We start from the raw sequence: 14,603 nt of genomic DNA, 5'->3' as shown, positions 1-14,603 counted from the left end.
TTTATTAAAACTTGCTTGTGACTCTTAACAATGATAATTATAAAGAACATTTAGGTTTAAAAAATATTTTTAACGACTTTTAATTTTCTAAGAAGTTAAAGTCGAAATTATACAAAATTAATCTTAAAATTTTATTAAATATATTAAATTAAAACAAAAAATTGAGCAAACTTGAATTGTGCAACTTATTAAACTTTTCCTTGTAAATATTTTGGCGATTTCTCAACTCCAAACTACAAGCTCCTCATTTTTATTAACACCAAGAAAACAAGATATGGTAAGCCTTATACCTTTGTTTACTTTTTTTACAGCATGAACATATCTAGGATTAAACAATACTATTTCGCCGAGTTTAGGTTTGTATGTAGTATAAGGTAAAGAAATTTTACTTCTATCTAATCCGTAATTCAATTTAATATTAGTATGCTGAAATTTTCTATATTCATCATCGTTTGGCTTCCAATTCCATAGTTCCATTTCTCCACCATCTTCAGCATTATCTAAGAAGAAATTAAATGCTATTTCTCCTTAATTTGACCATTGTCATTCCAAGTGATTTCATCATCTCTTTTAAAAATATCTTGATGTGGCTCAATTGATGAATTTTCAGTTAACACTCTTACTAGCCCTGCAAATGTTTTTCGATTATTAAAAACCGCTCTCTTGCAACCTTTATTCCAAATAATATCAAATAAAGAAATAATATAATCAATTGGTGAAATATAAGGAAAACAAGCATTTCTTAATATATCATTCCAATATTTCGCATTTTCAAAATATTCTTTTTTTAACTTTTCATTATTAATAGTTTCATAATAAGCCATACCTATCTTTGCAATGAGTGGTGCATTATGATAATGCCCCAATTTTTCTTTAAGTATATTTTGTTTCCAATAGTTAATAATTTTTTCATCAAATATACAACCTAAAGAATAAAAACAAGGTTTTCCATATAAAATATCAGTAATATTTTGCTGATTAATTTCTTTTATTTGTATCAACATTTATGCTCCTAAAAATAAATTGTTGCAAGTGTAAAACAAGCAAAACTTATAAAAATAAAAGCGCAAAACAAATCAATCTTTTTATGATGATTTAGATATAATATTTTAATTTTTAAATTTGAAAATAAAAAAGCAATGAAAATAAAATAAATTAAAGATTCTAAACCGAGGATAATAACTAGTAAAAAGATTTCAAAATTATCTCCTGTAAAATTTAAGCTAGAAAAAATACTTCCAAAATAAAAAATAGCTTTAGCATTTGTAATATTTGTCAAAAAACCGCCTAAAAACGGTTGTGAAATTTTTACACTATTTGTAAAGTGTATTTCATTGGAAATATTTTTCAAAAGCAAATAAGCAAGATAAAACAGATACATGGCTCCTAAAGTAGATAATACAAGTTGGATAAAAGGAAAAGTATCAAAAAGAATTTTAAGTCCAGTTAAAGAAAAAATAATCCAAAGCAATATTGCCAAACTTACACCAAATGCTGCTTTTAAGGCTTCTTTAAAACTAAATTTTAAAGCATAAGCACTAACGAGAAAAAAATCAGGTCCTGGTGTCAAGAGTGCAGATAAATGAATACCAAAAATAAATAAAAAAGTCATCAGAATTCCATTTGTAGTTTTTGTGATTTTATTACAAATTTCTCAAAAAATTATAAAAAACAAAAATATAAACAATCAAATATAGAAAATAATATTGCAAAATGCTACAAAATGTTAATAATCTTTATTTAATTAAAAATTCATTTATTAGCACCTTATTTAAAACATTTTATATGATTTAATATAACACAATCAATATTAATTCAAAATATTAATAAAACCTTACTAATAAAAATAAAATACTGATTTATATAGGATAATTAAGGCAAGTAGAAATATAAATAAATTAATATCATTCCAAATCTGATTCTAATGGTGGGCCTAACAAGACTTGAACTTGTGACCTCACCCTTATCAGGGGTGCACTCTAACCAGCTGAGCTATAGGCCCTTAATAATGGTGGAGAATAGCGGGATCGAACCGCTGACCTCCTGCGTGCAAAGCAGGCGCTCTCCCAGCTGAGCTAATTCCCCATAAACAATTAGCTTTATCATCAATCTTTGAAATCTAAACAAGAATCAATTGAGTTTATAATGAAGTAATAGTTGTGAGACTTATTACTTTGTACTCTAGAAAGGAGGTGATCCAACCGCAGGTTCTCCTACGGTTACCTTGTTACGACTTCACCCCAGTCGCTGATTCCACTGTGGACGGTAACTAGTTTAGTATTCCGGCTTCGAGTGAAATCAACTCCCATGGTGTGACGGGCGGTGAGTACAAGACCCGGGAACGTATTCACCGTAGCATGGCTGATCTACGATTACTAGCGATTCCGGCTTCATGCTCTCGAGTTGCAGAGAACAATCCGAACTGGGACATATTTTATAGATTTGCTCCACCTCGCGGTATTGCGTCTCATTGTATATGCCATTGTAGCACGTGTGTCGCCCTGGGCATAAGGGCCATGATGACTTGACGTCGTCCACACCTTCCTCCTCCTTACGAAGGCAGTCTATTTAGAGTGCTCGGCCGAACCGTTAGCAACTAAATACGTGGGTTGCGCTCGTTGCGGGACTTAACCCAACATCTCACGACACGAGCTGACGACAGCCGTGCAGCACCTGTCTCTAAGTTCTAGCAAGCTAGCACCCTCATATCTCTATAAGGTTCTTAGGATATCAAGCCCAGGTAAGGTTCTTCGCGTATCTTCGAATTAAACCACATGCTCCACCGCTTGTGCGGGTCCCCGTCTATTCCTTTGAGTTTTAATCTTGCGACCGTACTCCCCAGGCGGTACACTTAATGCGTTAGCTGCATTACTGAGATGACTAGCACCCCAACAACTAGTGTACATCGTTTAGGGCGTGGACTACCAGGGTATCTAATCCTGTTTGCTCCCCACGCTTTCGCGCCTTAGCGTCAGTTGAGTTCCAGCAGATCGCCTTCGCAATGGGTATTCTTGGTGATATCTACGGATTTTACCCCTACACCACCAATTCCATCTGCCTCTCCCTCACTCTAGACTATCAGTTTCCCAAGCAGTTTAATGGTTAAGCCATTAGATTTCACAAGAGACTTGATAATCCGCCTACGCGCCCTTTACGCCCAGTGATTCCGAGTAACGCTTGCACCCTCCGTATTACCGCGGCTGCTGGCACGGAGTTAGCCGGTGCTTATTCCTTAGGTACCGTCAGAATTCTTCCCTAAGAAAAGGAGTTTACGCTCCGAAAAGTGTCATCCTCCACGCGGCGTTGCTGCGTCAGGGTTTCCCCCATTGCGCAATATTCCCTACTGCTGCCTCCCGTAGGAGTCTGGACCGTGTCTCAGTTCCAGTGTGACTGATCATCCTCTCAGACCAGTTAAGCGTCATAGCCTTGGTGAGCCATTACCTCACCAACTAGCTGATACTATATAGTCTCATCCTACACCGAAAAACTTTCCCTACTCAACTTGTGTTAAGTAGGAGTATAGAGTATTAGCAGTCGTTTCCAACTGTTGTCCTCTTGTGTAGGGCAGATTAACTATACCTTACTCACCCGTGCGCCACTAATCCACTTCTAGCAAGCTAGAAGCTTCATCGTTCGACTTGCATGTATTAGGCACGCCGCCAGCGTTCACTCTGAGCCAGGATCAAACTCTCCATAAAAATTATAGATAGTTTAATCTTTTTCTTCAAAGAAAAAGTAATGAAGATTAAAAATAAAAACTTTTAATCTTTAAATATTTAGATTGAATAGATTTTACATAATTGCTTATGCCTAAATCTTTTCTGGCTCAATCGATCACTTATTTAGATTTCAAAGATTGACTAATAAGATTTGAAATAACAATATTAATTTTAAAGAACAAAAACAAAAAATCATTTATTGTTTATAAATAAAGTTTAGTAATAATAAAGTTTTATAAACTTGAATTGATTTGACTAGGATTAAAATTAATTTAAAACTAGAAACAAGGGTTTACAAAATCTTCATTTAGCTTTATAAACTTTAGTTTATAATTTAAAGATTTTAAAGTCCTTTTTTGAAAAAGGAAATGAAAGTATAACTAATTAAGCTTAAAGGAGGATTAAATAAGGCTAGAAATTTAGCCTTATTTTCGAGATGGTTGAAATTTGAGAGTTTAAACAAACTAATTTAGAGAAGATAAAAACCTTCCCTAAGCTTTAAAAATTCCTAAATTTCAGTATTTTAAAAAGTATTCTTGGATTTTTTTAGGATCACTTGTTTTTGTAAGAGCTAACATAAGCAAAACTCTTGCTTTTTGCGGATTTAAATCTTCAGCACTAATAAAACCCAATTTTTTATCTGTATCACTCACCGCAACGCGTCCTGCTGCAACCCTTGAGCTTACAACAACATCAAGCCCTTGTTTGATAAGCTCTTTTAAAACATTTTTTTGATCTTCATGTATGCTTCCTGCACCACTCCCTGCTACAACAATGCCTTTAGTTCCATTATCAAATAAAGCTTTTGCAGCAATGGCACTACCATCATTTGAATAAGTATAGAGTATATCTACCTTTGGCAAACTTGTGAGCTTGCTTACATCAAAAGGACTATTTTTTGTATGTGCTTTACTTATGTTATTATAGAAGAAAACTTTTCCATCTACTATATAACCTACATCTCCAAAATTAGGAGAAGAAAAAGCATCAACATTTAAACTATGAGTTTTTACCACGCCCCTAGCACTTAAAATTTTATCGTTCATAGCGACCATAACGCCTTTATTTTTGGCTTCTTTATCAGCAGCCAATGCTACAGCATTGTAAAGATTTTTTGGGCCATCTGCGCTTATAGCAGTTGATGGACGCATAGCGCCAACTAAAACTACAGGCTTATCGCTTTTAACCGTTAAATTTAGAAAATAAGCGGTTTCTTCCATGGTATCAGTACCGTGAGTAATGACTACACCATCTACTCCCTCATCAAAAAGTTTATTGATTTTTTTAGCAAGCTTTAACCAAATTTCATCACGCATATTAGAGCTATCGATATTTGCTATTTGCTCTCCGCTAATATTAGCCAAATCTTGAATTTGTGGAACTGCTTTGATTAAAACATCTACGCCCACAACCCCTGCTGTATAACCCGTTGTGGCCACAGCACTATCGATAGAACCTGCTATAGTTCCACCCGTTGCTAAAATAGCAATTTTTGGTTTGGCTTCTGCCATACATACTCCTATAGATAAAAATACCCATACGCACAATAGTAACTTTTTCACAAAGCCCCCTTATTTATTAAATTTAAGTTTCGTAATGAAACATATATATAATATTAATAAATAATAAATAAAAATTTTATAAATATTTACAAAATTTCTTTAATAATAAATTGTGGGGTTGCTAATCCTCTAAATTCATTCTTAGAAATGCTTCCAAGTAAATTAATATTTTCGCACAATTGCGGTTCTTTGTCAAAATTAAAAAACAAAGCTTCTATAGTTTTATTATCTTTTGTGAGTATAAGCTTTAGATGTTTTTCATCTTTTCCTAAGAATTTTTTATTTTTAACATAAAGATTTTCTAGGATAAAAAAAGGACGCGGATTTTTATGTCCAAAAGGCTCAAAAGATTCTAAAATTTCAAGCATTTCAAAATCGATTTCATTAGGATCTAAAATACCTAAAATTTCATCTGTATCTAAAAATTCACTTTGAGAAATTTCCATACATTCTTTTTTTATTATGGTTTTAAATTTTTCAAAAGAATCAAGATCTAAGCTAAGGCCTGCAGCACCCTTGTGTCCACCATAATTGCTTAATATAGAATTTGCTTTAGAAATCAAAGCTAAAATATCGATTTTTCCAACACTTCTTGCACTTCCTTTTAAGCGTTGATCGTTTTGTGAAAATACAAAAGCAGGTTTATTGAAATGTTTTGCTAAACGACTTGCTACTATCCCTAAAACTCCCTCATGCCAATTTAAACCCGATACAACAATACAAGAATCATTGTCATCGATTTGACTCAAGCTATCTTCAAAAAGCTGTTTTTCTTCATCTTTACGACTTTCATTAAAACTGATGATTTGCTCTAAGTAAGCTGAAGCTTTATCCAAGTCTTTTGTATGCAAAAATTCATAAGAAATGCTTGCATCATCCATTCTTCCAGCACTATTGATAAGAGGAGCGATTAAAAATCCTATATTATCAAGTGCAAATTTATCTTTTTGATAATATTGCTTAATCGCCTTAAAAGCAACTCTTTTAGATTTGTTAATACACTCTATCCCTCGCCTAACCAATGCCCTATTTAAATCTCTTAATTCCATCATATCTGCAACAATGGCAATGGCTAGAAGTTCTAAAAATTTGCCCATATCGTATTTTAATTTACAAACCTCTTTTAAAGCAGCTATTAAATACCAAGCTACTTGCGCTCCACAAATTTCGATATCTGGAAAATCACAATCTTTTTGCTTAGGATTAATAATCGCAAAAGCATCAGGCAAAATATCTTGGGGCATATGATGATCGGTTATAATTAAATCAATATTTTTTTCCTTACAAAGTTTAGCTGCTTCAAAGGCTGCTATACCATTATCCACTGTAATAATCAAATTTACATCAAGCTCATTGATAATTTCAGCATTTAAACCATATCCATCTTTGAAACGATTAGGAATTCTTACTGTATAATCAAAACCTATATCATCAAAAAATTCTGCCATAATGACACAAGAGATAATCCCATCGACATCATAATCGCCCACTATAGCAATTTTTTCATTTTTATCTATAGCTTCTTTAATGCGATTTGCTGCTTTATAAGCATCTTTTAAACAACAAGGCAAAGGTAAATCGCAAAGCTTGGTATGTAAATCTTTTTCAAAACGCGAAGCTAGAATTTTTTTAATTTCATTCTTATTAATTGTCTTCATAGCTTATAGCCGCCTTGATAAAACCACAAATCACAGGATTAACGCGCTCTAATCTTGAAGTGAATTCAGGGTGAAATTGGACAGCTAAAAAGAAAGGATGATTGTTTAGCTCGACAGCCTCTATAAGTCCTTCGCTCTCTCCACTTACTATTAATCCTTTGCTTTCAAATTCTTTGCGATATTTTGGATTAGCCTCGTAGCGGTGGCGGTGGCGTTCTTTAATATTTTTTGCATTATTATAAACCTTAGCTAAAAGGGAGTTAGGCTTGACTTTACACTCATAAGATCCCAAACGCATAGTTCCGCCCAAAGGTGTTTTAGCAGTACGAATTTGTTTTTTACCGCTCGCATCCATAAATTCATCGATGAGATAAACGATAGGATTAGAGCATTTATCGTCAAATTCACTTGAATTTGCATCTTCGATTTTTAACACATGTCTAGCAAATTCTACCAATGCAAGCTGCATACCCAAACAAATTCCCAAAAATGGAATTTTGTTTTCTCTTGCGTAATGAATAGCTTTTATTTTACCCTCTACTCCGCGATAACCAAAGCCCCCTGCAACCAAAATTCCACTCACATTTTTAAACGCTTCAACACTTTCTAAATTTTCAAGCTTTTCGCTATCTACCCATTGAAGTTCTACTCTAGTATCAAGCGCTGCACCTGCATGAATGATGGCTTCTGTAAGACTCTTATAACTTTCTTTTAGATCCACATATTTACCCACAAAAGCGATTTTGACTTCATTGCTCGGAGCTATAACTCTTTTTACTAGAATATCCCAATTTTCCATATTTGGTTTTAAATTTTTTAAATCCAAAATAGAAGCGATAGGATTTAAAATATCTTGTTTTAAGAAATTCAGTGGAATTTGATAAATACTTGCTGCATCAACACTTTCTATAACGCAATTTTTTTCAACACCACAAGAAATAGCAATTTTATCTTTTAAATCTCTATCCAGTGCTTTTTCACTACGACAAATAATCATATCAGGACTAATACCTATGCGTCTTAGTTCGCCTACGCTGTGTTGGGTAGGTTTGGTTTTTAGTTCCCCTGCAGCCTTGATAAAAGGCACTAGGGTTAAATGGATATTCATAGCATTGTTTTTACCTACTTCCAAACGCAAAGCACGAATAGCTTCTAAAAAAGGCAAACCTTCGATATCTCCGACTGTTCCACCTATCTCTACGATTAAGATATCCTTGCCCTCTCCTGCTTTTTTAATACGCTCTTTAATCTCTCCTACGATATGTGGGATAACTTGAATAGTTTTACCAAGATATTCTCCACGTCTTTCTTTTTCGATCACGCTTTGATAAACACGCCCTGTGGTGAAATTATTATCTTGTGATAAACTCTCATCTAAAAAACGCTCATAATGCCCTAAATCAAGATCAGTTTCTGCTCCATCATCTGTAACAAAAACTTCTCCGTGTTCAAATGGACTCATAGTACCAGGATCAACATTGATATAAGGATCTGCTTTTAAAATGCTTACTTTAAGTCCTGAATTTTTCAATAAAGTCGCGATACTTGCAGCTGCTATTCCCTTGCCCAAGGAGCTTAAAACTCCTCCTGTAACAAAAATATATTTAGTTTGTTTACTCATTATCGATAAGCCTTAATTTTTTGTCTAATTATAACGCGATAAAACTTTTTATTTCATTAGAATTTTAAGTAAAAAATGTAAGAATTATGAAAAAATTTATCAAGGAAAATTTATGCAAATCACTTTACTTTTTCATACCCCTCTTTCTGTATGCTCACATGCAACAAGAACTTGCTGGCAAAGTTTTGATAAAGGTGATTGTGGCGGAGAAAAAGATAAAGAACTCATCGATCGCGTAGGAAATAAATTTAAACATGCCTCGACTTTAGAACATTTAAATTATACTTTTTATATTCAAGGAATTTCAAGGGCTTGCTTACAAGAAGTTGCTAGACATCGTCATACAAGCCCTAGTGTTAAAAGCACGCGCTATACTCTAAAAGAACTTCGCAATGAAAGTGAATTTAAGATAGGAGATTTTGAAAACGCAAGCCGATATCTTGTTCTTTGCGGTAACGAAGAAGTTGATAATGCTAGCATTCAAGCTTTAGAAAACTTACGCCTTATTTTACAAAAAAGCATAAGCTTGGATATAGCCAAATACTGCTTGCCTGAGAGTTATAAAACCGAACTTACTTTAACAATCAATGCTAGAAGTTTGCAAAATTTTATTTCTTTGCGTAGCTCAAAATCTGCTCTTTGGGAGATTCGAAATTTGGCTAATGCTTTATTTGAAGCCTTACCACAAGATCATCAATTTATTTTCGAGCATTGTTTGCATAAAGATATTCATTAAATCATACTTATTTTATCTTATTTATAATATTTTTATGGTATTATCCATAGAATCAAGGTTTTATGGATATACTTTAAATATATTTCATACTTGATATAGTTTCTTACAAGGACTTTTTATGGATAAACAATTTTTTCAAATGTTTTTAATGTTCTCGCAAATACAAACTGTAGCTATTATTGCTGTGCTTTTTGTAATTTTTTACATTCTTAAAAAAATGCGAGATAAAAAGGTAAATTTCTCCCTTCGTATGCTTTTTGCCCTTTTTATAGGTTTAGGTTTAGGTTTTGCTTTACAATATCTAGCTCAATTTCCAGATAGTAAAGAAGCAAGTACTATCATTTGGTACAATGAAGCAAAACATTGGTTTGGTTTTGTAAGCTCAGTTTTTGTAGCTTTTATAAAAATGTTAGTTATTCCGCTTGTGGGTATTTGTATCATTAAAGTGATTATAGAAATTGATAAAAACATAAAAATTTCTTCCTTGCTTGGTATAAGCCTCTTTTGGATACTTTTTAGTACTGCTATAGCTGCTTCTTTAGGTATATTGCTAGCTTATAATTTTCAATTGGGTGATAATTTTACTGCTTATGAAGGAACAAGACAAATTCGTGAAATTCAAACTTTTTCGAGTATTATTTTAGGTTTAATTCCTAGCAATATCATTTCTGTTATGAATAAAGAAAATATCATAGCCATTGTAATTTTTGCTTTTTTTGTAGGAATTTGTGCAAAAAAAGTTTCAAAAAAAGAAGAATATACACAAGCTTTTCAAACTTTTGAAAATTTTGTCTTAGTTTTTTATAATATTATGATGAATATGACAGCTACGGTGATTCGATTTATGCCTTATGCTGTAGTTTGTATGATGGCAAATGTTTTATTAAGCAATGGTTTTGAAGCAATCAAAACTGCAGGACTTTTTATCATTCTTACCTATATAGCTATGTTTATAATGTTTGGAGTGCATTTTTTACTTCTTGCTTCTCAAGGATTAAACCCTATAAAATACGCGAAAAAAGCTTTTCCTGTATGGTTGTTTGCATTCAGTTCAAGATCTTCTTTAGGGACTTTGCCTATGACGACTTCAACTTTGCAAAACAAATTTGGAGTAAATCCTGCCGTGGCTAATTTTGTTGCCTCTATAGGAACAACAACGGGACTTAATGGTTGTGCGGGTTATTTTCCGGCTATGGCAGCAGTTTTTGTGGCATTTGCTACGCACACGCCTATAGATTTTACTTTTGCTTTGATGATAGTATTAGTAGCTGTTATCGGATCTTTAGGTATTGCTGGAGTTCCTGGAAGTGCGACTATGGCAGCTTCTATTATGCTCGCAGGAATTGGATTTGGGGATAATTTTGTTATGCTTAGCCTTATTTTAGCCATTGATCCTATCATTGATATGGCAAGAACTGCTAGCAATGTTTCAGGAGCTATGACTTCAGCGCTTTGTACTGCAAAAAATTTAAAAGCCATAGATAAAGAAATTTACAATTCTTAAAAAGATTTAAACCTAATATAGGTTTAAATCCTCATTGGCAACCTTCACATTCTATGCTACGATCAGCAACATTTATCTTTTCGCTATCAGGACTTTCGCTTCTTAGATAGTAAGTTGATTTTACTCCTAGCTCCCAAGCTAGTTGATATATATCATTTAAGTAGCCTCCACTTGCTTTATCAAGTGATAAAAAGATATTTAAGCTTTGTCCTTGATCAATCCATTTTCCACGCACTGCTGCAGCTTTAACAAGAATTCTTTGATCAAGTTCGTAAGCTGGGGTATAATACTGCCAAGTTTCAAGACTTAAATTAGGCACTACAACAGGTATCATGCCGCTTAAATTTTGCTCAAACCACTTACGCTTATAGACAGGTTCGATAGTTTGTGTTGTTCCTACCAAAATAGAAATTGAAGAAGTAGGAGCAATAGCCATCAAATAACCATTTCTCATGCCATCTGCTTTTACTTTTTCCCTAAGTTTATCCCAATCGCATTCGCTTTGATTAAACAACCCTTCTCTTAGAGTTAAAGCTTTGGCTTTTTCACTTGCTACATCAATAGGAAAAATCCCCTTGCTCCAATTTGACCCTTCAAAATCAGGATAAGAACCTTTTTCTATCGCTAAATTTGAGCTTGCATTAATAGCCTCATAGCTAATTTTCTCCATAATTTCATCGATTTTGTTTAAATGCTCATCACTACCCCAATGAATTCTTGCTTCAGCAAGCATTTGTGCCTCGCCCATAACGCCAAGTCCTATGGCTCGAGATTTTAAATTTGTATCCTTTACTTTTCTATGAGGGTAAAAATTTAAATCAATAACATTATCAAGCATACGAATAGCAGTTGGCACCACGCGCTCTATATCTTCTTGGGTATATACCTTGCTAAGATTTATGCTTGCTAGATTACAAACTGCGGTTTTTCCATCGCTTTTATATTTTTCTACGATATAGACTTTGTTTCCATTAAAGCTATCAAGAGTTGAAATTTTCTTAGCAGGCTTTTCATATCCCCCATCGATAACAACGCGTTCTTCTTCATCAAAATGTTTTTCATCGCCATTTTCAAATATAACTTTAATTTTATAATAATTTGGCTCTGTATTTTGAAAAATTTCTGTACATAAATTTGAACTTCTGATGATCCCTACATGTGCATTTGGATTGGCTTTATTTGCATTATCTTTAAAACATAAAAAAGGCAAACCTGTTTCAAAATAATTAAGCAAAATCTTTTTCCAAAGCTCCTTAGCTTCTACTATTTCCTTAACTATACTTTCATCTTTTTCATACTCTTCATAACGCTTTTCAAAAGCTTCCCCATATAAATCACACAAATCTTGTGTATCTGCAGGATCAAAAAGGGTCCATTTATCATTTGCTCTAACTCTTTTCATAAAAAGATCGTTAATCCACAAAGCAGGGAAAAGCTCATGTGCGCGGCGTCTTTCTTCGCCTGAATTTTTACGCAAATCGATAAAATCACTTACATCCATATGCCAAGGTTCGATATAAACAGCGATCGCACCCTTTCTTGTGCCAAGCTGATCCACAGCCACAGCTATATCATTAGTAATTTTTAAAAAAGGAATAATACCCCCTGCAGCGTTTTTATGCCCATCTATACTTCCACCCATTGCACGAACTTTAGACCAGTCCCAACCTATACCTCCACCAAATTTAGACAATAATGCCATTTCTTGATAAGAATCAAAAATTCCCTCGATATTATCAGGAGTTGAGCCTATGTAACAAGAGCTAAGCTGGTGGCGTGTTGTTCTTGCGTTTGATAAAGTAGGAGTTGCAAGCATGAGTTCAAATTTAGAGATAAGATCATAAAATTTTTTTGCCCATTCTTGAGGATTAAATTCATTCTGTGCTAAAAACATAGCAATAGCCATAAACATTTGCTGAGGAAGTTCTATAGGCATACCCTTGCTATCTTTAATCAAATATCTATCGTATAGAGTTTTAATGCCAAGATAGGTAAATTGCATATCGCGTTCAGGCTTAATATAATCATTTAAATCATCTAAATCGTATTTTTCTTTAAGACCGAGTAAAATTCTACCTTCCTTTTCGCCCTTTTCAAAATACTCGCGTAAATGATTATAACGATTCATTCCATTCACTTTTTTATACAAGTCAAACAAAAAAAGTCTAGCCGCAACAAAAGTCCAGTTTGGACAATCAATATCGATTTTATCCACAGCAGTTTTAATCAATGTTTTTTGAATTTCTTCAGTTGAAATTCCATCTCGAAATTGAATTTTAGCATCAAGCTCGAGCTCGCTTAGATTAACACCTTCTAAATCTTTTATAGCATCAAAGGTACATTTTTTGATCTTAGAAACGTCTAATTCTTCTGTGCGACCATTTCTTTTAATAACTTTCATTGTATTCCTTGTCCTTATTTAAAAGTTCTTGCAAAGATTGCATCAATATTTTTTGTGTAATAATTATAATCAAAGCACTTTCTTATATCTTCTTCACTCAAGCTTTTTCTCAAATCCTCATCAGCTAAAAGCGCAAGTAAAAATAAGCTTTCATTGTTTTCATTGATAGCAGCTTTACCATTTTGTAAATCAGCCCAAACTTTCATCGCATTTCTTTGGACTATTTTATAAGCTTCTTCACGGCTAATGCCCTTAAATGGAAGCTCCAATAAAACGCGTTGTGAAAATACAAGTCCGCCTGTAAGATTTAGATTTTTCATCATGTTTTCAGGATAAACCAAAAGCTTATCAATCAAATTTGTAAGACGCATGAGCATAAAATCAGCTGTAACAAAAGCATCAGGTAAAATAAATCTTTCAACACTTGAATGCGATATATCTCTTTCGTGCCATAAAGCTACATTTTCCAAAGCAGGAGTTACAAAAGATCTAAGCACACGACAAAGCCCTGTGATATTTTCACTTAGAACCGGATTTCTTTTATGTGGCATAGCCGAGCTTCCTTTTTGTCCTGCACTAAAATACTCTTCAGCCTCATACACTTCTGTTCTTTGAAAATGTCTTATCGCAACAGCAATTTGCTCGCACGATGAAGCCAAAATCGCAATAGCTGAAATCACTTGCGCATAACGATCTCTTTGGATAACTTGATTTGAAACAGGCGCGGGTTTAAGATCTAAATTTTTACATACTTCTTCTTCAAATTCTAAAGGAGCATGTGCAAAATTTCCCATTGCACCGCTAATTTTTCCATAACTTATCACTTCTCTTGCATGCTCTAAAAGCTCTTTTGCGTGCAAAATTTCATCATACCAAATCGCAAGTACCAAACCAAAAGTGATAGGTTCTCCATGAATTCCATGGCTTCTACCTACCATTAAAGTATTTTTATGTTCCAAAGCGCGTTTTTTAATCACTTCTAAAAGCAAAGAAACATCTTCTAAAATCAAATCCAAACTTTCTTTCATCTGTAAAGCTACAGCAGTGTCGATACAATCAGAACTTGTCATTGCATAATGCACAAAACGACTTTCCTCTCCTAAACTTTCACTTACACTTGTAAGAAAAGCGATCACATCATGCTTAGTGGTTTTTTCTATCTCATCAATTCTAGCTATATCAAATTTAGCATTTTTAAGAATTTTTTCACAATCTGTATCATTTATAAGGCCTAGTTTATTCCAAGCTTTTACCGCAGCTAGCTCTACTTTTAGCCATGCATCATATTTTGCTTGCATATCCCATTTTTTGGCCATGATTTCTCTGCTATATCTTTCAACCATCTTTGAAACCTTTTTAGCTATAATTTTAAAAATAATGAAAATGGAATTTTATCTAAAAA

Annotated in this window: 10 protein-coding genes, 2 tRNA genes and 1 rRNA gene; 2 read left to right on the top strand and 11 right to left on the bottom strand. The window is 33.6% G+C overall.

Annotated elements, in window-relative coordinates; genetic code table 11:
• Positions 1-222: 222 nt before the first annotated feature.
• The 9 genes from AAID94_00170 to AAID94_00130 all read right to left on the bottom strand — a co-directional run bounded on the left by AAID94_00170 (position 223) and on the right by AAID94_00130 (position 8,560).
• Positions 223-477: a 2OG-Fe(II) oxygenase gene (locus AAID94_00170; protein ID XAK23977.1), complete on the bottom strand. Its 255-nt coding sequence runs from the start codon at positions 475-477 to the stop codon at positions 223-225.
• Between the two features lie 41 nt (positions 478-518).
• A complete protein-coding gene (locus AAID94_00165) occupies positions 519-1,004 on the bottom strand; it encodes a hypothetical protein (protein XAK23976.1) in 486 nt (161 codons plus the stop codon).
• Between the two features lie 8 nt (positions 1,005-1,012).
• Positions 1,013-1,612 carry a LysE family transporter gene (locus AAID94_00160; protein XAK23975.1) on the bottom strand — a complete coding sequence of 200 codons (600 nt, stop codon included), beginning with the start codon at positions 1,610-1,612 and terminating at the stop codon, positions 1,013-1,015.
• Between the two features lie 313 nt (positions 1,613-1,925).
• Positions 1,926-2,002: transfer RNA gene (locus AAID94_00155), tRNA-Ile, on the bottom strand.
• Between the two features lie 7 nt (positions 2,003-2,009).
• Positions 2,010-2,085, bottom strand: a tRNA-Ala gene (locus AAID94_00150).
• Between the two features lie 100 nt (positions 2,086-2,185).
• A 16S ribosomal RNA gene (locus AAID94_00145) occupies positions 2,186-3,698 on the bottom strand.
• 536 nt (positions 3,699-4,234) lie between these two features.
• Positions 4,235-5,266 carry a type II asparaginase gene (locus AAID94_00140; protein XAK24803.1) on the bottom strand — a complete coding sequence of 344 codons (1,032 nt, stop codon included), beginning with the start codon at positions 5,264-5,266 and terminating at the stop codon, positions 4,235-4,237.
• Positions 5,267-5,367: 101 nt separating this feature from the next.
• Positions 5,368-6,939: a single-stranded-DNA-specific exonuclease RecJ gene (gene recJ / locus AAID94_00135; protein XAK23974.1), complete on the bottom strand. Its 1,572-nt coding sequence runs from the start codon at positions 6,937-6,939 to the stop codon at positions 5,368-5,370.
• The gene (locus AAID94_00130) at positions 6,926-8,560 is read right to left on the bottom strand and encodes a CTP synthase (protein XAK23973.1); all 1,635 of its coding nucleotides are present in this window, start codon (positions 8,558-8,560) and stop codon (positions 6,926-6,928) included. The genes recJ and AAID94_00130 overlap by 14 nt, the downstream gene beginning before the upstream one ends.
• Positions 8,561-8,672: 112 nt before the next feature.
• On the opposite strand from AAID94_00130, the gene thyX reads away from it, so the two are divergent.
• Together thyX and AAID94_00120 are read left to right on the top strand one after the other, a co-directional pair.
• Complete coding sequence (gene thyX / locus AAID94_00125) at positions 8,673-9,296, top strand: FAD-dependent thymidylate synthase (GenBank protein XAK23972.1); 624 nt, start codon at positions 8,673-8,675, stop codon at positions 9,294-9,296.
• A 118-nt stretch (positions 9,297-9,414) separates the two neighbouring features.
• Complete coding sequence (locus AAID94_00120; protein ID XAK23971.1) at positions 9,415-10,800, top strand: cation:dicarboxylase symporter family transporter; 1,386 nt, start codon at positions 9,415-9,417, stop codon at positions 10,798-10,800.
• A gap of 31 nt (positions 10,801-10,831) precedes the next feature.
• Here the strand turns inward: AAID94_00120 and AAID94_00115 are convergent, their stop codons facing one another.
• Positions 10,832-13,201 (bottom strand): ribonucleoside-diphosphate reductase subunit alpha, encoded by a 2,370-nt coding sequence (locus tag AAID94_00115; protein ID XAK23970.1) that lies wholly within the window; start codon positions 13,199-13,201, stop codon positions 10,832-10,834.
• Between the two features lie 14 nt (positions 13,202-13,215).
• Complete coding sequence (gene purB / locus AAID94_00110; GenBank protein XAK23969.1) at positions 13,216-14,544, bottom strand: adenylosuccinate lyase; 1,329 nt, start codon at positions 14,542-14,544, stop codon at positions 13,216-13,218.
• Positions 14,545-14,603: the final 59 nt, after the last annotated feature.

The organism is Campylobacter coli (assembly GCA_039516895.1).
Lineage (GTDB): Bacteria > Campylobacterota > Campylobacteria > Campylobacterales > Campylobacteraceae > Campylobacter_D > Campylobacter_D coli_B.
The sequence above is the reverse complement of the archived record's forward strand: the minus strand, read 5'-3'. Positions and strand labels throughout refer to the sequence as shown.

Bases quoted from the DNA above. Each gene is read 5' to 3' on its own strand.
- AAID94_00115 (XAK23970.1), bottom strand. From the start codon at position 13,201: ATGAAAGTTATTAAAAGAAATGGTCGCACAGAAGAATTAGACGTTTCT.
- AAID94_00120 (XAK23971.1), top strand. From the start codon at position 9,415: ATGGATAAACAATTTTTTCAAATGTTTTTAATGTTCTCGCAAATACAA.
- AAID94_00165 (XAK23976.1), bottom strand. From the start codon at position 1,004: ATGTTGATACAAATAAAAGAAATTAATCAGCAAAATATTACTGATATT.
- AAID94_00130 (XAK23973.1), bottom strand. From the start codon at position 8,560: ATGAGTAAACAAACTAAATATATTTTTGTTACAGGAGGAGTTTTAAGC.
- purB (XAK23969.1), bottom strand. From the start codon at position 14,544: ATGGTTGAAAGATATAGCAGAGAAATCATGGCCAAAAAATGGGATATG.
- AAID94_00160 (XAK23975.1), bottom strand. From the start codon at position 1,612: ATGACTTTTTTATTTATTTTTGGTATTCATTTATCTGCACTCTTGACA.
- AAID94_00170 (XAK23977.1), bottom strand. From the start codon at position 477: ATGGAACTATGGAATTGGAAGCCAAACGATGATGAATATAGAAAATTT.
- recJ (XAK23974.1), bottom strand. From the start codon at position 6,939: ATGAAGACAATTAATAAGAATGAAATTAAAAAAATTCTAGCTTCGCGT.
- thyX (XAK23972.1), top strand. From the start codon at position 8,673: ATGCAAATCACTTTACTTTTTCATACCCCTCTTTCTGTATGCTCACAT.